We start from the raw sequence: 25,351 nt of genomic DNA, 5'->3' as shown, positions 1-25,351 counted from the left end.
CGCCGTCGTCGTTTCCCCAGCGACGGCTCTGCGCCCGACTGTACTCCGCTCGGCGCTGATGCGGAACACCCGAATCGGACGGGATGGTGAACGACAAGTGACGCGCCCGCCCCGATGTGGGGGCATGAGGCGGGCGCGCCTCTCATGTGGCGGCTCGTCGCCCCCCGGGGTTCGAGCCCGACGCCCTCACGGCGAAATAGGCGGGAGGCCCCTCGATGAGGTACCGCCGTGCCAGCCGTCTCGGCTCGAGCATGAGCCGCCACATCCATTCCGCATGCGCGTCGCTGACCCACTGCGGCGCACGCGAGACCTTCCCCGCCAGAAAGTCGACAACCGCACCGAACGCGAGGAGCGCCTGCGCGCCGGACTCGCGGCCGTAGTCGGCGATCCAACGCTCCTGCCGGGGCTTGCCGAGGCAGACCAGAATCGCGTTGGCCTGCGCGTCCTGTAGGCGCGCGCAGAGCTCGCGGTTCTTCGCCGGTGAGGCGAGATCGTCACGACTCGGGGTGAAGTGACCGGCGAAGCGAAGACCGGGCCAGCCGGATGCCAGCCGCTGCCGCAACGGCTCAGTGACGGCGTCGGACCCGCCGACGACCGCCACCGACAGGCCGGAGGCTCCGAGATCGTCGAGGATCCCGGAGATGATGTCGCTGCCGGCGAGTCGCGGATAGGCGATACCGGTCATCTTCCGTGCCTGCACGGCGATCGGCGCCCCGTCGATGAGGTTCATCCAGCGCACGCGGTCATCGGAGGCGAACGAGTCGCCCGACTTCGCGAAGTGGTGGACGTGGTCGAGGTTCACCGAGCAGACGCCGAGCGGGGCGGCATCCGTCTCGTGCATCGCCCGAGCGATCACCCGGCGCGCCTGCCGTTCGTCGACAAGGTGCACCGGGCTGCCGCCGATCGCGATCGTCTGGCTCAGCACCGCCGCGTCGTCGGCGACGGTCGGCACCGCACGGGTGATCGGGCGCGCGCGGCGCCGCACTCCCGGAACGGGCGGGGTGAGGATGAGGCTGTTACGAGACATCAGTAGGCCCCCTTCGGCCGGACCATCACCGCGGCGGTGCGGGCGATGATCTGCAAGTCGGTCGCGAGCGACCAGTTCTCCACGTAGTGCAGGTCGAGGCGCACCGACTGCTCCCAGCTGAGGTCGCTGCGGCCGCTCACCTGCCAGAGCCCGGTGATGCCGGGCTGCACGTACAGGCGGCGGAACACCGGCCCGTCGTACTCGGTGACTTCCTTCGGGAGGGGAGGCCGCGGCCCCACCACGCTCATCTCGCCCATCAGCACGTTCCAGAACTGCGGCAGCTCGTCGAGCGAGAACCGGCGCAGCACGGCGCCCACGCGCGTCACGCGCGGGTCGTGCTTCAACTTGAACAGGGGCCCCGAACCCTCGTTCGCCGCTTCCAGCGCGGCCCGGTCGGCCTCGGCGGTGGCCGTCATCGTGCGGAATTTGAGGATGTCGAATTCACGCCCGCCGCGCCCGATCCGTCGCTGTCGGAAGAACACGCCCCCCGGAGTGTCCACAGCGATCATCAGCGCGATCACTGGGGTGATCAGCGCGATCGGAACGAGCGCGGCGAGCGCGACGACCACGTCGAGTGCGCGCTTGGCGCGCATGCTCGAGCGGTCGAACCTGGGGAGGCTCACATGGGTGAGAGCAAGCCCGTTCGATCGCTCGAAGGCGATGCGGGAACGGGCGACATCCGCCAGGCGGGTCGCGAGGACGAGATCGGTGGCAGCCCCTTCGAGGCTCCACGACAACTTCCTCAGGTAGTCGGGGTCGTCGGTGCCCCCGGCGACGACCACGGTCTCGATGCAGCATTGCCGGGCGATCTCGGCGACCTGCTCCGGCGTCCCCAGCACCGGATACGACTGCGCTCCGACACTGATCGTGCCGGCGTCGCTGCCCCGCAGCGCGGCCCCGACGATCCGATGTCCGATCTCGTTGTCGGTGGACAGCGAACGGATGAGCTCGGCGATGCCGTCCTCGTCCCCGACCACGAGGGTCCGCGGCGCGAGCGCGTCGGCATCCGTACGGCGGATGAACCATGCGCGCCGCACGGCCCGCACCGTCAGCAGACCGGCGGCGGCCACCGGCAGCGTCGCGTACAGATGCGGTGCCGCGATGTCCCCGCCCGCCGCGACCGCGGCGACGGCCAGTGCGGCGACGGCGATGACCGCGGAATGCGCGATCGGCATCAGCTCCAGTCGCCGTCCGGTGCCGTGCCGATGGGCGCGCGCACGCAGCACGACGAGCGCCGCAGCCCAGGTGAGGGCGAAGACGGCCGTCGTGACGGTGGTCACGATCCCCGGCGAGACGGCGAGGGTGGCGGTGATCGCCGCCGTGACGGCGATCACCGCCGTGTCCACGACCCCGGTGCGCGCACGCAGACGGCGCACCTCGGTCAGTCGCTGCTCGAGCAGCGGCATGACGCGAGGAGCTCCGACGGCATCCGCACCTGTCACCAGGGTCGGCGCCGCGGCGCTCACCGCGGTGCCCCGCGCCCGAGCGTCGCCGGGCTCGCGCCCGTGATCCGATGCACGGCGCAGCGCGCGTCAGCGCGTGCGCACAGGTCGAGACGTCTCCCCATGACAGTGTCCCCGTTGTCCCCAAGTCGCGGAGCGAACCCCGCTGTCCCCAATACGTACGGCTCCGAAGAGACGTACCCCCAACTGCGTCCGGACCTCCGACCGGGTCCCATCCCGATCGGATTCCGTCCCACGGATGCCGACCCCTCGGCTTCCGTCCCACCTCTCGGCGGCGGACGTGGCTCGAGTATGGCACAGGCCCTCGGTGGGCGGAAGAGCGGATTCGTTCCGCGTGGCGGCCACCGCCCTCCGGGTGCCGTCGAGGTCGATTCGATAGAATCCACCTGTCCGCGCCGTCCTCAGCTGCCCCCAAGCGGCGTTCCGGAATCAGACCACCCCAACGGTCCTCCGGGAGAAGCGTGGTAGGGGTCCTCTGAGTCCGACCGTCCCCAACGGCTCATTTCAGAGGGCCCCGTCTTTGTTCCGGCCCACCCGGCTTTTGTCAGGACGCCGCGCAAAAGCACGCGACCTACGATGGACCGCATGTGTGGAATCGTCGGATACGTCGGCCCCCGTCCCAGCCAGGACATCCTGCTCTCGGGCCTCGCCCGCCTCGAGTACCGGGGCTACGACTCGACGGGCATCGCGGTCATCTCCGACGACGGTGAACTGCAGATGCGCAAGCGTGCCGGCAAGCTGCAGGTGCTGCGCGACGACCTCACCGCCCACGGCATGCCCGACGGCACGACCGGCATCGGCCACACCCGCTGGGCGACGCACGGCGGCCCGACCGACGCGAACGCGCACCCGCACCTCGCCGATCACGACCGGCTCGCCGTCATCCACAACGGCATCATCGAGAACTTCGCCGAACTGAAGGCCGAGCTCGTCGCCGAGGGCTTCACGTTCCGCAGCGAGACCGACACCGAGGTCGCCGCCGTGCTGCTGGGCCGCGAGTTCACGGCATCCGGAGACCTCGTCGAGGCCTTCCGCGCCGTCGCCCGCCGCCTCGAGGGCGCGTTCACGTTGCTCGCGATGCACCGCGACCAGCCGGGAGTCGTCGTCGGCGCGCGGCGCAACTCGCCGCTCGTGATCGGCCTCGGCGAGGGGGAGAACTTCCTCGGCTCGGACGTCGCCGCCTTCGTCGAGCACACCCGCCGCGCCCTCGCGATCGGCCACGACCAGATCGTCACGATCACCCCGGGCGGGGTCGAGGTGACCGACTTCGACGGCGCCGCCGTCGAGGCCGAGCCGTTCGAGGTGCACTGGGACGCGTCGGCAGCCGAGAAGGGCGGCTGGTCGTCGTTCATGGCCAAGGAGGTCTCCGAGGAGCCCGAGGCCGTCGCCAACACGGTGCGCGGCCGCGTGCACGACGGCCAGGTCGTAATCCCCGAGCTCGAGGGTCTCGACGACCTGTTCACCGGCATCCGCCGCATCATCGTCGTCGCGTGCGGTACGGCCGCTTACGCCGGGCAGACCGGCAAGTACGCACTCGAGCAGTGGACCCGCATCCCGACCGACGTCGAACTCGCACACGAGTTCCGCTACCGCGACCCGGTGATCGGCGAGGACACGCTCGTCGTGTCGATCTCGCAGTCGGGCGAGACGATGGACACGCTCATGGCGGTCAAGTACGCCCGCGAGCAGGGCGCGAAGACCCTCTCGATCTGCAACACCCAGGGAGCGACGATCCCGCGCGAATCGGATGCCGTCGTCTACACGCACGCCGGCCCCGAGGTCGCGGTCGCCTCCACCAAGGCCTTCGTCGCCCAGATCACGGCGCTGTACCTGCTCGGACTCCACGTGGCGCGCCTGCGCGGATCGCTCGACGCGGATGCTGCGGCCCAGGCGGTCGCCGAGCTCGAAGCGGTGCCGGAGAAGATCCAGTTGGTGCTCGAGAACGAGCAGCAGCACATCGAGCAGTTCTCGCGCTGGATGGCCGACACCCAGTCGGTGCTGTTCCTCGGCCGCCACGTGGGCTACCCGATCGCGCTCGAGGGTGCGCTCAAGCTCAAGGAGATCTCGTACATCCACGCCGAGGGCTTCGCCGCCGGCGAGCTCAAGCACGGGCCGATCGCCCTCGTCGAGCCGGGCCAGCCGGTCTTTGTGATCGTGCCGTCGCCGCGTCACTCCGGCGAGCTGCACAAGAAGGTCGTCTCCAACATCCAGGAGATCCGCGCCCGCGGCGCACGCGTCATCGTCGTCGCCGAAGAGGGCGACGCCGCCGTGCTGCCGTTCGCCGACGAGGTGCTGCGCATCCCGCTCGCCGACCCCCTGTTCGAGCCGCTGCTCGCCGTCGTCCCGCTGCACATCTTCGCCATGGGTCTGTCGACGGCCAAGGGCCTCGACGTCGACAAGCCCCGCAACCTCGCGAAGTCCGTCACCGTCGAGTGACGGCATCCGCCCTGCCCGCCGGCGCGGGGTCCGAGTCGGCGAGACCTCAACGGACGGACGAGACCTCGGGTGCCACCCGCGGTCTCGGCGGACAGATGAGGTTTCGCGGACGGGCGGCACCGTGCCGGCGGTGCGGGCGCCGTCGGTAGGCTGAACGGATGATCGTGGGCATCGGGGTCGACCTCGTCGACATCCCCCGGTTCGAACGCGCCCTCTCCCGCACTCCGAAGCTGCTCGAGCGGCTCTTCGCGCCGGGCGAGCGGATGCTGAAACCCCACTCGCTGGCCGCGCGGTACGCCGCGAAGGAGGCGCTCATCAAGGCGCTCGGCGGCTCGGACGGCGTGCACTGGGCCGACATCGAGGTTGCCTCCGAGCCCAGCGGACGTCCGGTGTTCGCGCTGTCGGGGTCGACGGCGGCCGTCGTCACGGGCCGCGGCATCACCGCGGTGCACCTCTCACTGTCGCACGACGCCGGCCTCGCGACCGCGTATGTCGTCGCCGAAGCGGGTGATGCGGCATCCGCCGCACGCCCCGCCGAACACTCCGTGACCGAAGGGACCCCGACGTGACCCGGATGCCGCACGGCACGATGCGCGAGGCCGTCATCGACACCGACGCCATCGAGGACAACGTCCGCCACCTGCGGCGCCTGACCGCTTCCGAGGTGATCGCCGTCGTCAAGGCCGACGGCTACGGCCACGGCGCGGTGCGCTCCGCCCGGGCCGCGCTCGCCGGCGGCGCCGGCCGGGTCGCCGTCGCCGACATCGACGAAGCCCTCGCGCTGCGCCGCGGCGGGATCGACGCGCCGGTCCTCGCGTGGCTGCACGGCCCCGACGCCGACTTCGCCCAGGCGGCCTCACGCGGCATCGAACTCGGCATCTCGTCGCACGATCAGCTGCAGGCCGCGGCCGCCGCGTCGCGCGGCGACCACCCCGTCACGGTGCAGCTGAAGGTCGAAACGGGCCTCGGCCGCAACGGCATCGCCCCCGCCGACTACGCCCTCGTCTTCGCCGAGGCCGCGCGGCTCGAGCGCATCGGCAAGCTGCGGGTCGCCGGCATCTTCAGCCACCTGTCGAACACGTCCGAAGACGAGGATCGCGCCGCCCTCGCGCGTTTCCAGGTCGCCCTCGCCGGCGCCGGCAGCTACGGACTGCGGCCGCACCTGACCCACATCGCCGCCTCGCACGCGGCCATCGCGCTGCCCGAGGCCCGACTGAACTGCGTGCGCCTGGGCATCGCGATCTACGGGCTGTCGCCGTTCGCCGACAAGACCTCGGCCGACCTCGGACTGCGTCCCGCGATGACGCTCCGCGCTGCCGTCGCCGCGGTGCGGCGGGTGCCGGCCGGGCAGGGCGTGTCGTACGGGTACACGCATCGGACCGCGGGGGAGACGACGCTCGCCCTCGTGCCGCTCGGCTACGCCGATGGGGTGCCGCGCGCCGCCTCGAGCGGTGCGGCGGTGCGCATCGGCGGCCGCACGTTCCCGGTCGCGGGCCGCATCGCGATGGACCAGTTCGTCGTCGACGTCGGCGACACCCCGGTCGCGGTCGGCGATGAGGCGGTGCTCTTCGGCGACCCGACGCTCGGCGCCCCGCCCGTCGAGGCCTGGGCGGAGTCGGCCGGCACCATCAACTACGAGATCGTCACGCGCATCGGGCCGCGCGTGCCGCGCCGGGAGGCCGGGAAGTGAGCGCGGCGGCCGCCGTTCACTTCTCAGGACATTCGCGCGTGCGGCGGATGCCGGCCCGCGGGATCCCGCGGAATGCGCGCCGGGCGGCCCGCGTTCTTCCTGAGTTGTGGACAGGGAACAGACGGTGACGGGGCTCGACGCCTTCGTCGGGGAGCGGCAGATCGCGTCGCCCGAGGCCATGGAGCAGCTCGGACGCGAGATCGGCGCGGCGCTGGGAGCGGGTGATCTCGTCGTCCTGACCGGACCCCTCGGGGCGGGCAAGACGACGCTGACCCGCGGCATAGGTGCCGGACTCGGCATCCGGGGACCGGTGCAGAGCCCCACGTTCGTGCTCGCCCGCACCCACCCGTCACTCGTCGGCGGCCCCGCCCTCGTGCACGTCGACGCGTATCGGCTGGGCTCGCCCGCAGAGCTCGACGACCTCGACATCGACCTCGCGCACTCCGCCGTCATCGTCGAATGGGGGCGCGGGATGGTCGACGGCCTCGTCGACCACTGGTGGGAGATCGAGATCGCCCGCGGCTGGAGCGGCACCGGCATCGACAACGCGTGCGGCACCGCAGGACCCGCCTACGCCGAGATGGAGGACGCCGCGCCGCGCGAGGTCACCATCACCCGCCGCCCATAGCCCACGACGACGCCGAGTACCCCGCCCGAGAGCTGTCCCGGTGGGCGCGACTACCCTGGAGGGTGTGATCCTCGGCATCGACACCTCCCTCGGAACGGCGGTCGCGGTCGTCGACTCCGACGGCGCGGTGCGCGCCGAGGCGCAGAGTGCGAATCCGCTCGGCCACGCCGAAGTGATCGGTACGCTGCTCGCCGACGCCCTCCGCGACGCCGCCCGCGGACCCATCGGCTCGACCGCCGCTCCCGCGCCGGTCGAGCTGACGCATGTCGCGGCGGGAATGGGACCCGGCCCGTTCACCGGCCTGCGGGTCGGGATCGCGGCGGCCCGCGCCTTCGCGCTCGGGCGGGGCCTGCCGGTCGTCCCGGTGCCGAGCCACGACGCCGCAGCCCTGGCGATCCTCCTCGCCGACCCGTTCGCCGACCTGCCCCGCTTCGCCGTCGTCACCGACGCGCGCCGCCGCGAGTTCGCCTACACGGTCTACGACGGCCTCGACGACGACGGGCTGCCGATCCGTGCGACGGAGCCGGCGCTCGTGCCGCAGGTCGACCTCGACGACCGGCTCGCCGCCCTCGGCGCCGTGCGCCGCGATGTCACCGCGATCCCCGCCGCGATGATCGCCCTCGCCGCGGCCCGTGCCGTGGCCGCGGGACGCACGCTGGCCGAGGGTGAACCGCTCTACCTGCGCGCCCCCGACGTCACCCTGCCCGGCGCCCCGAAGAAGGTGACCGGATGACGCTGCGCCCCGCCACCCCCGCAGACCTCGCCGCCATCATGGCGATCGAGCACGCCTCGTTCCCGTCGGATGCCTGGAGCGAGCCGATGATGGCAGCCGAGCTCGCCTCGCCCCACAACCACTACCTGGTCGCCGAGGACGGTGGCCGCGTCGTCGGCTACGCGGGACTGCGGGCACCCGCCGGCGCGAACGACGGCGACATCCAGACGATCGCCCTCGCCGACAGCGCGCGTGGTCGCGGCGCCGGCCGCGCCCTGCTGGCGGCCCTCCTGGAGCAGGCGGCGCTGCGCGACGTGCGCCACGTCTTCCTCGACGTGCGCGCCGACAACGCCGTCGCGCAGAAGCTGTACGCCTCGGAGGGGTTCCGGGAGATCGGCATCCGCGCGAACTACTACGCCGCCGACGGTGTCGACGCGATCGTCATGCAGCTCGACGTGCCGGCGTGGAGCGCCGCTCGCACCCTCGATCAGACGGGAGCCTGCTGATGAATCGCGACGCACCCCTCGTGCTCGGCATCGAGACCAGTTGCGACGAGACCGGCATCGGCATCGTGCGCGGGCGGATGCTGCTGAGCAACACCATCGCCAGCTCGATGGACGAGCACGCCCGCTACGGCGGCGTCGTTCCCGAGGTCGCCGCCCGCGCCCATCTCGAGGCGCTGCAGCCGTCGATCGACGCCGCTGTGGCCGAGGCCGGTGTCCGCCTGGAGGACCTCGACGCGATCGCGGTCACGAGCGGGCCGGGTCTGGCCGGAGCGCTCATGGTCGGCATCGGTGCGGCCAAAGCGCTCGCCGTCAGCCTCGACAAGCCGTTGTACGCCGTGAACCATCTCGTCGGGCACATCGCCGCCGACATCCTGACGGGCGAAGAGGTCGAGTATCCGACCGTGGCGCTGCTGGTCAGCGGCGGCCACACCTCGTTGCTGCTCGTGCGCGACCTCGTCGGCGACGTCGAGCTGCTCGGCGAGACGATGGACGACGCGGCCGGCGAGGCGTTCGACAAGATCGCGCGCATCCTGGGGCTCCCCTACCCCGGCGGTCCCGAGATCGACCGGGCCGCGGCGGCGGGCGACCCGAACGCGATCCGCTTCCCGCGCGGCCTGTCGCGGGCCTCCGACATGGCCGAGCACCGCTACGACTTCTCGTTCTCCGGGCTGAAGACCGCCGTCGCCCGGTGGACCGAGCAGGCCGAGCGGGACGGTGCGGACCTTCCCGTCGCCGACGTCGCGGCATCCTTCCGCGAAGCGGTGGTCGACGTGCTCGTCACCAAGGCGCTCGACGCCTGCGCGCGCCACGATGTTCCGCGGCTGCTGCTCGGCGGCGGCGTCATCGCCAACCGTCGACTGCGCGAGGTCGCCCTGGAGCGCGCCGCGGCGGCCGGTGTCGCGGTGCGCATTCCGCCGCTGAGCCTGTGCACCGACAATGGAGCCATGATCGCCGCCCTCGCCGCCGAGCTCATCCGCTCGGGACGCCCCGCCTCGACCCTCGGGTTCGGTGCGGACTCGACGCTGCCGGTGACCGAGATCCAGGTGGCGGCGCCGGTATGAGCGGCGAGCGCACTCCGGGCCTCGAGCCGACGCCGATGGCCGACGCGGTTCGGGCGGCGGCCGCATCCCGTATCGATGTCACGGCGGATGCCGCCCCTGCGGCCGAGCCGGCATCCGCATCCGCCCCCACACCCGCTCCCGCGTCGCCGCGCATCGATGTGCCGGGGGAGGACGTCGACCTCGCCGTGGACGTGACCGCCCTGCCGGGCGCCCACCGCGGCGGCTACTCGCGTGCGATGACGGCGCCCGTCGACGTGCCGCTCACGGCGACCGAGCCGGTGCGCATCGACGCGGTGCAGGCGGAGATCGCGCAGAGTCGCCCGCTGCGGCTCGCGCCGTGGGCGCTGCTGTTCGCCGTGCTCGCCCTCGCGGTCGCGCTCGTGGTCGGGTGGGGCTTCCTCATCGGCATCCTCGGCGCGGTGCTGGCTCTCGTCGCGCTGCGCCGGCCCTGGGAGAGCCGCGGTCTCGCGGTCTGGGCGCTGTGCCTCAGCGTCGCATCCCTGCTGTACAGCGCCGGCTGGCTGTGGTGGGCCTCGACGCAGGGCCCGCTCTTCGGCTGAGTCGCGCCCGCGCGCGGTGCACGCTGCGCCGCTCAGACGCGGTCGGCGAGAATCGCCACCCGCCCCGCGGCGGTGCGCGTCAGGATCAGCGTCGCCGTCCGCGTGCCGCGGAGCTTCAGCTTGCGTCGGAACTGCGCCGGATCGATGTCGACGCCACGCTTCTTGATCTCGACGGTCCCGACGTCGGCGGCCACCAGCGCGGCGGTGATCGCCGGCACCTTGAGGGGCAGCACCTCGCGCACGCGGAACGTCTGCACGAACGGGCTCGTCAAGGCGGCATCCGAGGTCAGGTAGGCGATCCCCTCCGCCACCATCCCCGCCTGCAGCGTGCGGGCGACGTCGCCGATGAGCCGCGCCCGGATGACGGCCCCCTCCGGCTCGTGCACGAACGCGCCGAGCGGCCGCACCGGTTCGTCCTCGGTGTCGGCGGATGCCGTCAGCTCGGCGGCCGTGTCGCCGCGCACCACGAAGGCGGCGCGGGCGACGCCCGGCCGGGCGAGCGCGCCCGACCACAGCACGAGCTCGATCGTCGAGCCGTCGACGCTGATCCACTGCGCCTCGACACCGTCGGGGATGCGGTCGCGGTCCAGCCCCGGACCGAGCTTCACGCCCGTCGGCATGTGTTCGGCCAGGCCCAGGACCCAATCCAGCGACGGCGACCACGCGTCGGCGCCGAGACGGGCGGTCTCGGCGTGACCGGCGGTGCGGCGGGCGGGGTCGAGCCAGACGGCGTCGACGCCGCCGAGGTCGACGTCCTCGGCGCGGGCGTGACGTACGGTGACCGCGTCGCCGAACGGCGCGAGGTTGTAGGCGGCGATCGCCGCGGTGATCTCGTCGGCGTCGACGGCCAGCACATCCAGGCCGATGCCGGCGAGCCCCAGGGCGTCGCCGCCGATGCCGCAGCCGAGGTCGGCGACGCGGGCGAGTCCGGCGTCGCGGAAGCGTGCCGCGTGCCGCGCGGCGATCTCGAGCCGCGTCGCCTGTTCGAGCCCGGCGCGCGTGAACAGCATCCGATCGGCGAACGGCCCGAACTTGGTCGCCGCCTTCGCGCGCAGGCGCGCCTGCCCGACGACCGCCGAGACGAGGTCGGGGGAGTGTCCGTCGCGTCGTAGACGCGACACGATCCCGGCGACATCGTCGACGGCGGCGGGCGCGCCGAGCGTGTCGAGCAGCCGCAGCCCGTCGGGGGTCAGCAGTGCGGCGAGCTCGGCCATCTCCATCCGACCAGCCTAGGTGCCCGCATCCCCCACCCCCGGGCTGCGAACCCCCTACGGGTCCCCGAGGTCTCGGGGTGCACCGGGGGGATGCTCCCGGATGCCGTGGCGCGGCCTGCGGCGAAGACTCATCTCACTGGCGCGTGGGGCGCCCGATGAGAGGAACTCGAAATGGCTGACGGCAACATCCTCAGTGACGTGGACGAGACGAACGTCGGTGTCGACGTCGACGTGGCGCTGACGGACAACTCGGACAACTCGGACAACAGCGACAACTCCGACAACTCGACGAACGACTCGGTGAACGGGGTTGCGAACAACTCCGACAACTCCGACAACTCGGACAACAGCGACAATTCCGACAACTCGGACAACAGTGACAATTCCGACAACAGTGACAACTCCGACAACAGCGACAACTCCGACAACAGCGACAACTCCGACAACTCGGACAACAGTGACAGCAGCGTCAACGGCTGGGGTGTCGCCAACAACAGCGACAACAGTGACAACTCGGACAACTCCGACAACTCGACCGACGACTCAGTCAACGGCATCGCGAACAACAGCGACAACTCGGACAACAGCGACAACTCGGACAACAGCGACAACTCGGACAACAGCGACAACTCGGACAACTCCGACAACTCGGACAACTCCGACAACTCGATCAACACGTCGATCTCGGACTCGTTCAACGACAGCTCCGACAACTCGACGAACGACTCCGGCAACTTCGGGTCGTACAACCAGCACCTGGACTACGACGAGGACAACTCGATCCACGACTCCGCGAACGACAACTCCGTCAACGCGGGTGTGCGGGAGTACTCGACGGCGTTCGGCGGCTCGGCTGCTCCGCTTGCGGGTCTGGGGACCGTGGGCGGCTCGGTGACGGTCAACAACACGTCGACCAACATCGACCAGTCGCTGAACAACAACATCGATGCGGGAGGCGATGTCGCGGTCGGCTCGTCGGCGTCGGCACTGGCCGCCACCGGCACGGGCGCCAACGCGGCCGGCGGCGACATCACGTTCGACAGTTCGATCGACAACTCGGTGAACTACATGGTCGGCGGCGACGCGTGGATCGGCAACGAGACGAACACCACGATGAACCTCAACTCGTTCAACAGCGCGGTCGACAACTCGATGACCGACAACTCGCTGCAGACCACGATCACCGACTCGTTCACCAACGAGTGGAACTCCGCGGTCGACGAGAGCATCAACACGTCGATCTCCGACTCGCTCAACGACTCGTTCAACGAGGAGTTCTCGCCCACGGTGAGCAACGAGCAGAGCTGGACCGACGAGTCGAGCAACATGTGGCAGGTCGGCAACGACATCGCCGACAACGGGGGAACAAACATCGACGTCGAGGACGTGGATCTGTTCTGACCGCACACCGCACCCGGCGCCCCGGACGGCCCCTCGCCGTCCGGGGCGCCGGTCATGTGCGCCGGGCCTTGAGCGTCCCGGCCGCGCCCAGTACCGTGCCCAGTGGGGGACTCGCGCGACGGCGCGTGGGGGGATCGAGACATCGATGAGCAAGAAGACGACGGATGCGGGGCGGGCATCCGTGCCCACGGCGGACGAGCTGGTGGGGGCGGCTGACCGGCTGGCGCAGCTGAGCCGGGACGCGGGACGCGACGACCTCGCCGAACACCTCGTGCACACGCGGGCGCGGCTGCTCGACCCGTATGTGCGCGTGCTCGTGGTCGGGGAGTACAAACAGGGCAAGAGCAAGCTCATCAACGCCCTCGTCGGGGCCCCGGTGTGCCCGGTCGACGACGACATCGCCACGCGGGTCGCCACGGTGGTCGGGTACGGCGACCCGCCCGAGGCGGCGCTGCTCATGCAGGAGCGGGCGGATGCCGAACCGCAGCGGCGGCCCGTCCCGATCGACGAGGTGGCCGGTGTCGTGACGGCCGCGGAGCCGGCGCACGAGGGCGTGCCCGTGGTCGGCGCGGAGGTGATGCTGCCGCGCGAGATCCTCAAGGGCGGGCTGCGGCTGGTCGATTCGCCCGGGGTCTCCGACGTCGCGACGTTCCGCGAGCTGTCGACGCTGTCGTCGCTGGCCGGCGCGCACGCCATGCTGCTCGTCTCCGACGCTTCGCAGGAGTACACCGCGCCGGAGCTGCGACTGCTGCGCCAGGCGCTGCGGGTGACGCCGAACGTGTCGGCGGTCGTGTCGAAGACCGACGTCTATCCGGAATGGCGCCGCATCGAGCAGATCGACCGCGAGCACCTCGACGGGCTCGGCGACGTGCCGGTGTTCGCCGTCTCGAGCGACCTGCGCCTCACGGCCGCCGCCGAGCGCGATCGTGAGCTGAACGAGGAATCCGGATTCCCGGCGCTGGTCACCCACCTGCGCACGCACGTCGTCGGACGCACGGAGGAGCTGCAGCGCGAGGCGGCCTCCGCCGACCTGGGCGTCGTCGCCGAACAGCTCCTGCTGGTCGTCCAGGCGGAGCTGCGCGCACTCGAGCACCCGGAGCAGACGCCCGAGATCGTCGCGCGGCTCGAGGTCGCCAAGAGCCGTGCCGACGAGTTCCGCAGCCGGTCCTCGCGGTGGCAGACGACCCTCACCGACGGGATCGGCGACCTCATCGCCGACACCGAGCACGACCTGCGCGACCGCCTGCGCCGCGTGCAGCGGCAGGCGGAGGAGGCCATCGACGAGGGCGATCCGGCGCCCATCTGGGACCAGTTCTCCGGGTGGCTCGACGAGCGGGTCGGCGAAGCGGTGTCCGACACGTTCGTGTGGACCAACGAGCGGCAGCAGTGGCTGGCGCGCGAGGTCGCCGAGCAGTTCCTCGAGGGCGAGGACGACATCCCCGACATCGACGTCAGCGACATCACCGGCGTGCTCGACCCCGTCGACGAGATGACCGGGATGGACGCCGCGAGCATGTCGGCGGCCGAGAAGATCTACATCGGCGTGCGCGGCTCGTACGGCGGCGTGCTGATGGTGGGACTCGCCACCAGCGTGCTGGGGCTGTCGGTGCTCAACCCCCTCTCGCTGCTGGCCGGTGTGCTCGTCGGGCGCCGTGCGTACCGCGAAGACAAGCAGGCCCGCCTCTCCCGGCGGCAGTCCGAGGCGAAGACCCTCGTGCGCCGCTACATCGACGAGGTCGCCTTCCAGGTCGGCAAGCAGCTGCGCGACCGGCTGCGCGCGGTGCAGCGCGCGACGCGCGACCACTTCGGCGCCCGCGCCGACGAGATCCATCGGTCGCTGACCACCGCCGCCGATGCCGCGCGGCTGGCCGCCGGAACCTACGCGAAAGACCGCGACGGCCGCATCGCACAGCTGCGCGAGCACGCGCAACTGCTGACCGGGCTGCGCCGCGCGCTGCCGGCCGGCACGGCCCCGAGCCGCGAGGTGGCCGCGGTCGCCGTGGGGGCCGCATCCGCGGGACGGGCGCTCGGTGCCGCGGAGCCGGTGTGAACATCGGCGACGACGCGCGGGCGCTGCTCGACCTCGCCGCGGCCGCGTATGCCGACGATCCGACGGCCTCGGCGCGCATCACGCAATGGCGCGCCCGTCTGCACGATCCGCTGCGCCTCGGCATCGCCGGGATGGTCAAGGCGGGCAAGTCCACGCTACTGAACGCGATGCTCGGTGAGCGCGTCGCGCCGACGGATGCCGGCGAGTGCACACGCGCGGTCACCTGGTACCGCTACGGAGACACCCCGGCGGTGACGGCCCGCCTGCTCGGCGGCGGGACGCAGCGGCTCGCCCTGCGACGCACGCAGGGGCGCCTCGCGTTCGATCTGGGCGGCACCTCGGTCGACGATGTCGAGGCCATCGACGTGCGCTGGCCCTCTGTCGGACTGCGGTCGATGGTGCTGATCGACACCTCGGGGATCGAGTCGGTGTCGGAGCGCGTGTCCGAACGCACTCGCCGCTTCCTCCTCCCGCCCGACGACGGTCCTTCCGACGCCGATGCGATCGTCTACCTGCTGCGGCACCTGCACACCTCGGATCTCGCCTTCCTCGAGGCGTTCCGCGACACCGCGGCGGGGGCGGCGCGCGCCGTCAACGCCCTGGCGGTGCTCTCGCGGGCAGACGAGGTGGGAGCGGGCCGGCTCGATGCGATGCTGTCGGCTCGCACCATCGCCGAGCGCTACCGCGCCGATCCGCAGATGCGACGACTGTCGGTCACGGTGCTGCCGGTCGCCGGCCTGCTCGCCGAGACGGCCCGCACGCTGCGGGAGCGGGAGTTCCAGGCGCTGCGCGTGCTCGCGGAGCTCGACCGTGCCGAGCGCGAGCGGATGCTGCTGTCGGTCGACCGTTTCACCCGCGGCGGCGACACTCCGGTGACCGCGGAGGCCCGTGCCGGCCTCGTCGATCGGTTCGGCATCTCCGGCATCCGGCTCGCGATCGCGCTGCTGCGCGGTGGGGCCCGCTCGGCGCAGCAGCTGTCGGAACGCCTGCTGGAGCAGTCGGGCCTCGACGAGTTGCGCGGGGTGATCCGTCGTCAGTTCCGGGGACGTGAGGCGGCCCTGAAGGTGCGCAGCGTGCTCGGCGGACTCGAGATGCTCGTCCGCGACCGCCCGCGGGCGGATGCCGGTGCCCTCGAGGCGGGCATCGAGCGGCTCGCCGCCGAGTCGCACGAGCTGCGCGAGCTCGAACTGCTCGCCCGCGCCCGCGCGACCGGACTGGGCCTCGGGCCCGCGATGTCGCCGGACGCGCGGGAGGTGACCGTCTCGGACGCCGACGGCGCCCTCGACGTCGAGGCCGAGCGACTGCTGGGCGGCGAGGGCACCGACGTCGCGACGCGCCTCGGCCTTCCGCCCGGCGCGCATCAGGGCGTCGCACGCGAACGCGCCCTCGCACTCCTCGACCGTTGGCGGGCGGAAGCGGCATCCCCTCTGGGGTCGGCCGCGCGGGCCCGCGTGTGCGCCGCCGTCGTGCGGAGCCTCGAGGGCGTGGTCTCAGAAGTCGGGACCGGCGGCAGCGGCCGTGGGACCGCGGCGCACGTCGATCCCGCGGGCGGTCCAGCGGATGGCGGGGGGCAGCAGCCCCACGAGCAGCGCGAGCACGGCGAGGCCGGCCTGCAGCAGCAGGATCATGCGCATCGGGTCGGCGGTCGTGCCGACGCCGACGAACTCGACGCCGACCACCGCGATCGCCCCCAGCAGCAGCAGCGTCGCCAGCAGCCACCAGCGCGCGCGGCGGCGGCGGTTCATGAATGACACGAGGAACACCAGCTGCAGCAGCACGACCGCGACGAGGGCGCCGAACAGCGACCAGTAGAGGATGTCGGCGGTCGTCGTGACGGTCTCGTCGGCGCGGTTCGGGTTCACGGTGCGCACCCGGTCGGAGATCACCTCGAGCTGGTCCTCCCGGATGATGTACGCGTAGGCGACGGCGAACGCGCCGACGGCGAGGGCGAGGATCCACAGCAGCTGGCTGATGCGCACCGACACCGGCGGCGGCAGTTGCGCGACGACGGGCGCGTGGTTGGCGGTCGTCAGCGTCGGGCGCTCCGGCTGCGTCCGCGTCGTGCGCAGCTGCGGTGCCGCGCGGTCCTCAGAAGTCATCGTCGGCGTAGGCGTCGTCGAAGCCGTCGCCCTCGGGCAGCGTCGCCGTGTCCTGGTCGGCGTACGTCGCAGCCTCCGCCATCGGGTCGGGTGCGGGCTCGGGCGCCGGAGCGGCGATGGTCGAATCGGTGATCGTGGTCGTCGTCGAATTGTCGGTGGTCGGCGCGTCGGTGGTCTGGTTGTACGAGTCCTCGGTCGTGGTCACGTCGACGTCGTTGTCGACCACGGCGTCGCCGCCGGCGGTGATCGTCGTCGACGAGTCGGTGCTGCTGTCGTGGACGATGTCGCCACCGGCGGCCGCGGAGCCCTGGCCGCTCGCGATGATCGCCTCGTTGTCGAACAGCTGCATGACGTCGCCCTCGGCCCAGATGTTCTGGTTGACGGACTGGTCGACGAGGGTCGAGTTGTTCGTGATGTAGGCGTTGTTGTTGATGACGTCGCGCAGTTCCCGGATCACCTCCGGATCGGTCTGCCGCGGGGTCACGATCGCCGCCGGCTCTGCCCGCTGGGCGACCTGCGGATTGTCGTAGACCATCGGCAGCACGGCGCACAGGTCGTGGTACGAGACGCCCTGCATCCCGTTCGCGGCGAGCGTCGCCTCCGGTTCGGCGTCGAACTGCGCTTGCGCCTCCGGATCTCGCAGCAGGCTCAGGATGAAGTCGATCAGCGCATTGGCCATGGTCGAGATCGCGGTGCTCATGAGTCCTCCGTGCGTTCGCAGATCGGCATCCCGAGGTTAGGGGAGTCCGTGGGCCGCGGCATCGGGGAGTGCCCCCGTGCCCGGTGTCCCCCGGTAGGGGGGAAGTGGGTGGTCATGCGGCGCCCTCCCGGCCGGTCGGGTCGTCGGAGTGCAGCACGTCGCGCAGCTTTGTCAGCAGCTCCGAACGCGAGTTCGCGTCGAGTCGGCGGCGGATGCGGGCGATGTGGTGCTCGGCGGTGCGCGGCGAGATGAACAGCGTCTGCCCGATCTCGACGTAGGTCTTCCCCTGCACGACGAGACGGGCGACATCGAGTTCGCGGGCGCTCAGCGGGGTGCCGTCCCCGAGGGGCGCGGTCGCCTCGGGGCGCACCGCCTCGGGCTGCAGCACCTGCTTGGGATGCAGCTCCCGCGCGCACGCGAGCAGCTGCGCGTACGCCTGCCGGTCGCCGGTGCGGGCGGCGCCGTGGGCGGCCAGTCGGGCACCGTCCCACGCGAGGCCGTCGTGGGCGAGGGCGTGCGCGGCCGCCTCGACCCGCAGGGGCTCGACGGTGCCCCCCAGCACGTCGGTCCAGACGTGCCCGGCTTCGGCCAGACGCGCCGCGAACGGGCTGTGCGCGGCGGCGGCCAGCAGGGCGCGTGCGTGCGGCACGAGCAGCTCGGGACGATTGAGCAGGATCCCGCGTTGGATGCCGGCCCAGTGGAGCAGCGGCGACCACAGCGGCGGGTCTTCGAGGGCGGCGAGGCCCTCGACGGCGGCGTCGAAATGACGGTCGACGGCGTCGGCCGCACCGACGCGCACAGCCGCCAGCATCAGCTCGCCGAGGAACGGGAGCAGGTACGCGTCGAACCGCCGCCGCAGCAGGTGCGGTCGCGCGTCGCGGAAGACCGCCAGCAGGGTCGCCGTGTTGGCGTAGCGCCGGGCCAGGGCCGTCTCGCAGGCGGCCTCGATGAGCCGATCGCGCGGCTGCAGGGCGGTGGCCGTGTCGCGTGCCGCATCCAGGTGCGAGCGGGCCTCGTCGGGACGCGCGGCGGCGATCGCCACCCATGCGCGCCACAGGCGCAGCCGCGGGCGTGCCCACGCGCCCCCCTGACCGGCGTCGACGGCCGACTCGAGAACGGATGCCGCCACGCCGAGATCCCCGGTCGCCATCGCGGCGGCCGCGGCGACGACGGCCGGCGGCTCCACGAGCGGGAAGTCGCAGCGGCTCGCGCTGTAGAGCTCCGAGGCCAGCACGAGGTCGTCGACCGCGCGCGCGACGTCGAGGCCGAGCGAGCCGCGCAGCGCCGCGGTGAGGGCGTCCGAGGCGACCGTGAGTGTGTCCGCGACGGTGCCCGCGGGGGCGGTCTGGGGGCGGCGGCCGACGCCCAGATCGATGAGCGCGCGCCGGGCCGCGGACACCGCCGATACGGCGGGCGCCGCGGCCGGTGCGCCGGCGGCGAGAGCGCCGCGCGCAGCCCACACCGCGGCGGCGGCGCTCTGCGCGTCGTCGCGATCCGGATGCTCGGGGTGGGCGAGAAGCCGGTCGACGCCCGCGGCGGCGGTGTCGAGATCGCCCGTGCCGAACGCCGCGACGCCGAACCGCAGGGCGAGGTCGGAGGGTGCGGCGCCGGCCACGAGCGCCTCCCGGTACAGCTGCAGGGCGCGGGCGGGATCGTCCGCACGCACGGCATCGCCCCGTGTCTGCAGGCGGTCCGGCGCGCTCGCGGTGGCATCCTCGTCCCACTCGTCGTCGTCGCCGATGTGCGCGAGGGCGAGCAGACGCGTGATGCGGTGCACGGGAAGCGACGCACGCACCGCGGCGCGCACGATCGAGGGCGGGGAGCCGTTGACGGCCAGCAGGCCCACGGCGTGCCCGTGCTCGATCGCGTCGTCCCAGCCGATCTCCGGTGGATCCTGTGCGGCGATCTCGGCGGGCGGGAACAGGCACAGCGCCTCGACGGCGTCGCGTGCGGCGGCCGGCACCTGGGCCAGGCGATGGGCGATCCCTCCCCGGAGTCCGCGTGCGAGGTCGCGGTGCTCGGGGTCGAGCTCGCACGTTCCGGAGTCGTGGGCGTCGAGCGCGGCGAGGGTCAGCCACGTGAGACCCTGCGTGCGACGGATGATGGCGTGCGCGCAGGCGAGCGGCACGCGGGTCGCCTCGGCGATCTGCTCCACCTCGACCGTCCCCAGCAGCACCGGCGCGGTCGTCTTCTCGAGCCGTGCCGCGAGGGCGCGCAGGCGCGGCGGCGCCGCGTGATCGCGATAGGCGACGACGATGCTCCGGTCGGGGTCGTCGACGCACGCGCTGGCCGCCTCGAGTGCGGCATCGTCGAGCGCGTGCGCGTCGTCGAGGACGACGACGTGCTCCGCCGGCGCGTCCGCCCGGTCGGCGACGGTGAGTCCGCGGGCGCGCAGTTCGGCGCGCAGGGCGTCCAGTGCGGCCGTCTTGCCCGAGCCCGCGGGGCCGAGGACCACGCCGCGGACGGGGAGCGTCGCCCCGACCAGCGCGCTCGCCGCCGTGTCGCCGATCAGTCGGGCGAGATCCTCGCCGGGACCGCGCGTGGGTGCGATCGGTACCCCCAGGGCCAGCAGCGACCTCGGTGCTGTGCTCATCATGATGTCTTCCTCGCCCTTCACGGGTCAGATCGGAACAGGCGCCTCGGTCGGAGACGGTTCGGGACCCGGTGGAGGGGAAGGATCCGGTTCGGTGGGCTGCGGCTCGGGCGAGGGTTCCTGAGTCGGCTGGGGTTCGGGCTCGGTCGTGGGCTCGGGCTGCGGTTCCTGCGTGGGCTCCGGCTGCGGTTCCTGTGTCGGCTCCGGCTGCGGTTCCTGCGTCGGTTCGGGGTCGGACGTCGGCTGAGGCTCCGGCGGGGTCGTCGGCTCGGGCTCGCCCGCTGGCTCGGGCTCGGTCACCGGCGTGGGCGTCGGCGCCGGCGGTGCCGGCGGCACGGCGGGCGGCCGATCCGCAGAGGGTCGTGCCTCCGGCGGTCGGTTCTCCGGCGCCGCGCCCGGTGCTTGCGGTGCCGGAGAGGTCGGCGTCAGCAGACGCTCCACGGCCCGTGGCGCGGGAGGCGCCTTCGGCGTGACCCCCGGCTTGAGCGGAGGTCGCAGGACCGGGGTGTCTGCCTCGGCCGCGGGAGGTGCCGCGACCGGCGGCGCGACGGCCGGGGGAGCGGGCTCCGCGACGGCGGGATCCGCGCCCTCGGCGACTTCGCTGACCGGGAGGGGAAGGAACGGATTCTGCAGCGGCAGGGCGCTGTCGTCGGCGCCGGCGGCGACTGAGGTGTCCGGTGCGGCGACGACGCTCAGCGCCATCGCCGAGCCGCCGAATGTCGCGCCGCCCAGGAGGGCCGCCGCGGCCGCCGTGCTGGTCATCGCGACCCGCCACCGCGGGGGACGCGGCGCCAAGTGCAGCACGGCCGCATCGGCGTCGGCGGGCACCGAGGGGAGCGCGAGTACCGTCCGCCGCCGCGCCGCATCGGCGCCGAGGCGCGCGGCGCCGAGGGCGACGACGGCCTTGGGATCGGCATCCGCCTGCAACGGCACGTCGAAGGCCTCCGACAGCAGCTGCGCGACTCTCGGGATGCGGCTCGAGCCGCCCGAGAGCACGATCGCGTGGATGTCGTCAGGGCGCAGCCCCGCACGGTCCCGGGCCCGGCCGAACGCGTCGACGGTGCGCTCGATGTCGGCTTCGATCATGGCCTCGAACTCGCTGCGGACGATGCGCACCGACCGTCCCGATCCGTCGAGCAGCGGGATGAGGGCGTCGGCGTCGAACGAGAGCGCCTCCTTCGCCGCGACGCACTCGCGCCGCACTGCGGCGAGGGTGACGGCGGCGCCGGGAGCATGGTCGAGGTCGGCCGAGGAGAGCACGTGATCGACGACGGCGTCGTCGAAGTCGGCGCCGCCGAGGTCGTCGATGCCCTCGGAGTGGAGCACGACGGCGGGTTCGTCGGGCTCGCCGACGCGCACGAAGGCGAGGTCGAAGGTGCCGGCGCCGAGGTCGTAGACGGCCAGCACGGCACCCGGCGGGATGTCGTGCGTCGCGGCGTAGTGGGCGGCGGCCGCTTCAGGCTCGCTCGGCATCGCGGCCACGGTGATGCCGTGCCGTTCGATCGCGGCACGCACGCCGTCGCGGCGATGAGCGCCCCATGCGGCCGGCACCGTGACCGTGACGCCGCGGACGCCGAGTCCGACCTCGCCCGCCGCGGTGACGACCCAGCCGACGGTACGGGCGAACAGCTCCTCGGCGGTGAGGGTGCGTCCGGCGACCGTGAACGGCACCGGGTCGCCGACGCGGCGTTTGACGCCGCGGATCAGGCGTGTCGGCTCGCCGACGCCTCTGCGCTCGGCGGCGTCGCCGTGCAGCACGTCGTCCTCCGACACGAACACCGCCGACGACGCGGTGTCGCCGCCGCGGCCGAGGCGCAGCGCGCGCACGACCGTTCCGTCATCCCCCGCTGTCCCGATCGCCGCCGATGTGCTCGACGTCCCGACGTCCACCGCTACGTGCACGAACTCTTCTGACAATGCCTTCCCCCGGCCTCTTGCGCGTGTCCTCGGACACGGCAACCCCTGTCAGCCCCGTGACTTTCCTACTCCTCTCGATCGGGTTCCGACACCCCTCCTCGCGGATCGCCCCTCGAAACCGGGCATGGGGGGATCGGGGCCCCCGCGGCGTTAGGGGGATGGGGGATCGAGGGTGACGATGATTGGCACTCGCGTTGCATGAGTGCCAGCCGCACCCTACACTGGGCGTTAGCACTCGCCAGGTGGGAGTGCTGATCAGTCTTAGTTCTGAGAAAGAGGTAGACCGTGTCGGTTTCCATCAAGCCGCTCGAGGACCGCATCGTCATCAAGCAGGTCGAGGCCGAGCAGGTCACGTCCAGTGGCCTGGTCATCCCGGACACCGCGAAGGAGAAGCCCCAGGAGGGCGAGGTCGTCGCCGTGGGTCCGGGTCGCATCGACGACAACGGCAACCGCGTGCCGCTCGACGTCGCCGTCGGCGACCGCGTCATCTACAGCAAGTACGGCGGCACCGAGGTGAAGTTCGGCGGTGACGAGTTCCTCGTCCTGTCGGCTCGCGACGTCCTGGCGGTCGTCGTCCGCTGACGATCCCGTCGGAAGGGCCCGGATGCTTCGGCATTCGGGCCCTTCTGCATGTGCGCGGATGCGGCGGCCGCCGTCTCATGGCAGGAAGGTCGCCCCATTCGGCAGGATGCCGACGCTCGTCCGCGCCGGCATCCGTCATGACCGTCCTAGTCTTGGACTCATGACACCCGAGGAGAGCTCCCGCGAACAGGTCCTCGGCGGGGTCTACGCCTTCGCGGCCTACTTCCTCTGGGGGTTCATGCCCCTGTACTTCCTCACGCTCGCCCCGACCGGGCCGTGGGAGGTCGTGTCGTGGCGCATCCTGTTCTCGCTGCTGTTCTGCGCGATCCTGCTGACGGTCACCCGCAGCTGGGGCAAGCTCCTCGCGATCCTGCGCAACCGGCGCCTCGTGCTGTGGACGGTCGTGGCCGGCCTGCTCATCTACGTGAACTGGCAGGTCTTCCTCATCTCGACCCTCACCGGTCACGTCATCGAGGGCAGCCTCGGCTACTTCATCAATCCGATCGTGACGGTGCTGCTCGGCGTGCTGGTGCTGAAGGAGCGCCTGCGTCCCGCCCAGTGGGCGGCGATCGGCATCAGCGTCGTCGCGGTGCTCGTCATCGTGGTCGGCTACGGGGCGTTCCCGTGGATCGCGCTGCTGCTGGCCGGCAGCTTCGGCACCTACGGGCTCGTGAAGAAGCAGATCGGCCCGAGTGTGGATGCCGTCAGCGGCCTGACCCTGGAATCGCTCTGGCTTGCGCCGGTCGCCGCCATCCAGCTCGGCGTCGTCGCCGCGACCACGGGGATCACGCTGGGCACCGACGGGCCCGGCCACACGGTGCTGCTGCTGCTGGCGGGCGCCGTCACGGCGGTGCCGCTGCTGCTGTTCGCCGCCGGGGCGCGGCGGGCGAGCCTCACCGTCATCGGGCTGCTGCAGTTCGTCGCGCCCATCCTGCAGTTCGCGACCGGTGCGTGGCTGCTGCAGGAGCCCATGCCGCTGGAGCGCTGGATCGGCTTCGGCCTCGTCTGGCTCGCGCTGGTCGTGCTGATGGCGGACTCGGTGCACCACGCGCGCCGCTCGCGCGGGACCGTTATCGCACCGTGATGCACACGTGACACATCGTTAACGAGCCGCAACATTCGCGAGATCACGCTGCGATTAGGTTTGACGCACTGAGGCGGCACCCGAGGTCGCCTCTTGTTCACCTATACAAGGAGCAATATGAGCGTCTTCACGCGTTCAGGTGCCGGCAAGGTCGTCGGCGGCATCGCCGTCGCCGCTGTCAGCGCCGTCCTCCTCGCCGGCTGCGCCGGTGGGGGGACGACCTCGGAGCCGAGCGAGTCGGCTGCCCCCGCCGAGGATCTGACTCTCAAGATCGGCAGCGTGCTGCCCCAGACCGGCAGCCTCGCCTTCCTCGGCCCGCCCGAGGAGGCCGGCGTCCTGCTGGCCGTCAACGAGGTCAACGAAGCCGCGAAGGGCGTCACGATCGACTTCACGCCGGGTGACTCGGGCGACGCCGACAACAAGGCGTTCGAGACCACGGTCCCGAAGCTGCAGAGCGAGGGCGTCTCGGCCATGATCGGCGCCGCGGCGTCGGGCGTGACGAAGCTGTTCCTCGACTCCAACGTGTCGGCCGGCATCATCACCTTCTCGCCCGCCAACACCTCGCCCGACTTCACGACGTGGGACGACGACAACCTCTACTGGCGCACCGCTCCCAGCGACCTTCTCCAGGGTGAGGTGCTCGGCAACCTCGTCGCCGAGGACGGCCACAAGAACATCGGCATCATCTACCAGAACGACGCCTACGGCACGGGTCTCTACGGCGTTGTCAAGGACGTCTTCGAGTCCACCGGCGGCACGGTCGTCGCCGAGGCCTCGTACAACGACGGTGACAGCTCCTTCGACGCCCAGGTGGCCACGATCGCGGCAGCCCAGCCCGACGCGGTCGTCGTGATCTCGTTCGACCAGTTCGCGACCATCGCGCCGCTGCTGGTGAACGCGGGTATCGCGGCGGAGAACTTCTACCTCGTCGACGGCAACCTCAAGCAGTGGGGCTCGGACGTGTCCGTCTCGCTCGAGGGCGCCAAGGGCACCACGCCCGGCCCGGTGCTGGAGGACGACTTCCAGCAGCGTCTCAACGACGCGTGGACCGAGGGTGGCAACGCCGAGCTCGAGGACTACTCGTACTCGGCCGAGTCGTACGACGCGGTCGTGCTGCTCGCGCTGGCCTCGCTCGCGGCCGGCTCGACCGAGGGTGCCGACATCGCCGGCAAGCTGCAGGAGGTCTCCGGCGGCACGGGTGACGGCACGAAGTGCACCTCGTTCGCGGAGTGCGCCGACATCATCCTCGCCGGTGACGTCGCCGACTACGACGGCTACTCCGGCCCGGTCACGTTCGACGAGAACGGCGACCCGACCCAGGCGTCGATCGGTATCTTCCAGTACGCCGCCGACAACACCCACACCCGCATCGACACCCGCTGATCCCAGACCAGCTGATCTCGATCACCGAACGGCCCCGGAGCACCGCTCCGGGGCCGTTCCCCGTCTCCGGGGCTCCGCGGGTGCGAGCGTTTCGACTCGTCGCTGTGCTCCTCGCTCAACGACCGGTGGCCGGCACTCTTACCCACCCCGGTCGTTGAGCGAGCGCAGCGAGTCGAAACGCTCCGAGCCTCCCCGAAGCGCACAACAGAAAGAGGGGCGGATGCCGGAACCCGGCATCCGCCCCA

The 25,351-nt window shown here is 71.9% G+C and carries 20 protein-coding genes; 14 read left to right on the top strand and 6 right to left on the bottom strand.

Translation table 11 applies throughout. The features are described 5' to 3' along the window. Positions 1-142 precede the first annotated feature (142 nt). The gene (locus C7474_RS12510; protein ID WP_147436718.1) at positions 143-1,027 is read right to left on the bottom strand and encodes a WecB/TagA/CpsF family glycosyltransferase; all 885 of its coding nucleotides are present in this window, start codon (positions 1,025-1,027) and stop codon (positions 143-145) included. Next, positions 1,027-2,493, bottom strand: a complete 1,467-nt coding sequence (locus C7474_RS12505) for a sugar transferase (RefSeq protein WP_147436717.1) — start codon at positions 2,491-2,493, stop codon at positions 1,027-1,029. Before C7474_RS12505 ends, C7474_RS12510 begins: the two co-directional genes overlap by 1 nt. Before the next feature lie 582 nt (positions 2,494-3,075). On the opposite strand from C7474_RS12505, the gene glmS reads away from it, so the two are divergent. From glmS to C7474_RS12465, 8 genes are all read left to right on the top strand, one after another. Next, positions 3,076-4,926: a glutamine--fructose-6-phosphate transaminase (isomerizing) gene (glmS, locus tag C7474_RS12500; RefSeq protein ID WP_121060369.1), complete on the top strand. Its 1,851-nt coding sequence runs from the start codon at positions 3,076-3,078 to the stop codon at positions 4,924-4,926. A gap of 158 nt (positions 4,927-5,084) precedes the next feature. Further along, entirely contained in the window at positions 5,085-5,495 is a 411-nt protein-coding gene (locus tag C7474_RS12495) for a holo-ACP synthase (RefSeq protein ID WP_121060368.1), read from the top strand. 5 nt (positions 5,496-5,500) lie between these two features. Further along, a complete protein-coding gene (gene alr / locus C7474_RS12490; RefSeq protein WP_121060367.1) occupies positions 5,501-6,616 on the top strand; it encodes an alanine racemase in 1,116 nt (371 codons plus the stop codon). 124 nt (positions 6,617-6,740) lie between these two features. Beyond that, positions 6,741-7,244, top strand: a complete 504-nt coding sequence (gene tsaE / locus C7474_RS12485) for a tRNA (adenosine(37)-N6)-threonylcarbamoyltransferase complex ATPase subunit type 1 TsaE (RefSeq protein ID WP_121060366.1) — start codon at positions 6,741-6,743, stop codon at positions 7,242-7,244. 64 nt (positions 7,245-7,308) lie between these two features. Further along, the gene (gene tsaB / locus C7474_RS12480) at positions 7,309-7,977 is read left to right on the top strand and encodes a tRNA (adenosine(37)-N6)-threonylcarbamoyltransferase complex dimerization subunit type 1 TsaB (RefSeq protein WP_121060365.1); all 669 of its coding nucleotides are present in this window, start codon (positions 7,309-7,311) and stop codon (positions 7,975-7,977) included. Then, positions 7,974-8,462: a ribosomal protein S18-alanine N-acetyltransferase gene (gene rimI, locus C7474_RS12475; protein WP_121060364.1), complete on the top strand. Its 489-nt coding sequence runs from the start codon at positions 7,974-7,976 to the stop codon at positions 8,460-8,462. Before tsaB ends, rimI begins: the two co-directional genes overlap by 4 nt. Next, positions 8,462-9,523 (top strand): tRNA (adenosine(37)-N6)-threonylcarbamoyltransferase complex transferase subunit TsaD, encoded by a 1,062-nt coding sequence (gene tsaD, locus C7474_RS12470; protein ID WP_121060363.1) that lies wholly within the window; start codon positions 8,462-8,464, stop codon positions 9,521-9,523. The genes rimI and tsaD overlap by 1 nt, the downstream gene beginning before the upstream one ends. Beyond that, positions 9,520-10,083, top strand: a complete 564-nt coding sequence (locus C7474_RS12465) for a hypothetical protein (protein WP_241965233.1) — start codon at positions 9,520-9,522, stop codon at positions 10,081-10,083. Before tsaD ends, C7474_RS12465 begins: the two co-directional genes overlap by 4 nt. A gap of 32 nt (positions 10,084-10,115) precedes the next feature. On the opposite strand, the gene C7474_RS12460 is transcribed toward C7474_RS12465, so the two are convergent. Next, positions 10,116-11,303 carry a THUMP-like domain-containing protein gene (locus tag C7474_RS12460; RefSeq protein ID WP_121060362.1) on the bottom strand — a complete coding sequence of 396 codons (1,188 nt, stop codon included), beginning with the start codon at positions 11,301-11,303 and terminating at the stop codon, positions 10,116-10,118. 165 nt (positions 11,304-11,468) lie between these two features. On the opposite strand from C7474_RS12460, the gene C7474_RS15180 reads away from it, so the two are divergent. The 3 genes from C7474_RS15180 (at position 11,469) to C7474_RS12445 (ending at position 16,499) form a co-directional block, all read left to right on the top strand. Then, positions 11,469-12,698: a hypothetical protein gene (locus C7474_RS15180; RefSeq protein WP_199692449.1), complete on the top strand. Its 1,230-nt coding sequence runs from the start codon at positions 11,469-11,471 to the stop codon at positions 12,696-12,698. A gap of 145 nt (positions 12,699-12,843) precedes the next feature. After that, positions 12,844-14,748, top strand: a complete 1,905-nt coding sequence (locus C7474_RS12450; protein WP_121060361.1) for a dynamin family protein — start codon at positions 12,844-12,846, stop codon at positions 14,746-14,748. Beyond that, positions 14,745-16,499, top strand: a complete 1,755-nt coding sequence (locus C7474_RS12445) for a dynamin family protein (RefSeq protein ID WP_121060360.1) — start codon at positions 14,745-14,747, stop codon at positions 16,497-16,499. The genes C7474_RS12450 and C7474_RS12445 overlap by 4 nt, the downstream gene beginning before the upstream one ends. Positions 16,500-16,836: 337 nt before the next feature. Here C7474_RS12445 and C7474_RS12440 read toward each other — a convergent pair whose 3' ends face one another. The 3 genes from C7474_RS12440 to C7474_RS15065 all read right to left on the bottom strand — a co-directional run bounded on the left by C7474_RS12440 (position 16,837) and on the right by C7474_RS15065 (position 21,967). Further along, positions 16,837-17,547 (bottom strand): IniB N-terminal domain-containing protein, encoded by a 711-nt coding sequence (locus C7474_RS12440; RefSeq protein ID WP_121060359.1) that lies wholly within the window; start codon positions 17,545-17,547, stop codon positions 16,837-16,839. 112 nt (positions 17,548-17,659) lie between these two features. After that, entirely contained in the window at positions 17,660-20,143 is a 2,484-nt protein-coding gene (locus C7474_RS12435) for a helix-turn-helix transcriptional regulator (RefSeq protein ID WP_147436716.1), read from the bottom strand. 24 nt (positions 20,144-20,167) lie between these two features. Further along, on the bottom strand, positions 20,168-21,967 hold the full coding sequence (locus tag C7474_RS15065) for an Hsp70 family protein (RefSeq protein WP_158597338.1): 1,800 nt from the start codon (positions 21,965-21,967) through the stop codon (positions 20,168-20,170). A 375-nt stretch (positions 21,968-22,342) separates the two neighbouring features. Here C7474_RS15065 and groES point away from each other — a divergent pair, with 375 nt between their 5' ends. From groES to C7474_RS12405, 3 genes are all read left to right on the top strand, one after another. Further along, positions 22,343-22,639, top strand: coding sequence for a co-chaperone GroES (groES, locus tag C7474_RS12415; RefSeq protein ID WP_005050391.1), 297 nt, complete (start codon positions 22,343-22,345; stop codon positions 22,637-22,639). Between the two features lie 160 nt (positions 22,640-22,799). Then, positions 22,800-23,723: an EamA family transporter RarD gene (gene rarD, locus C7474_RS12410; RefSeq protein ID WP_121060357.1), complete on the top strand. Its 924-nt coding sequence runs from the start codon at positions 22,800-22,802 to the stop codon at positions 23,721-23,723. 117 nt (positions 23,724-23,840) lie between these two features. Further along, positions 23,841-25,106 (top strand): ABC transporter substrate-binding protein, encoded by a 1,266-nt coding sequence (locus C7474_RS12405; RefSeq protein ID WP_121060356.1) that lies wholly within the window; start codon positions 23,841-23,843, stop codon positions 25,104-25,106. Positions 25,107-25,351: the final 245 nt, after the last annotated feature.

Source organism: Microbacterium telephonicum (genome assembly GCF_003651225.1).
Classification (GTDB): domain Bacteria; phylum Actinomycetota; class Actinomycetes; order Actinomycetales; family Microbacteriaceae; genus Microbacterium; species Microbacterium telephonicum.
Note: the sequence above shows the minus strand (reverse complement) of the source record. Positions and strands in the feature narration are given on the sequence as shown.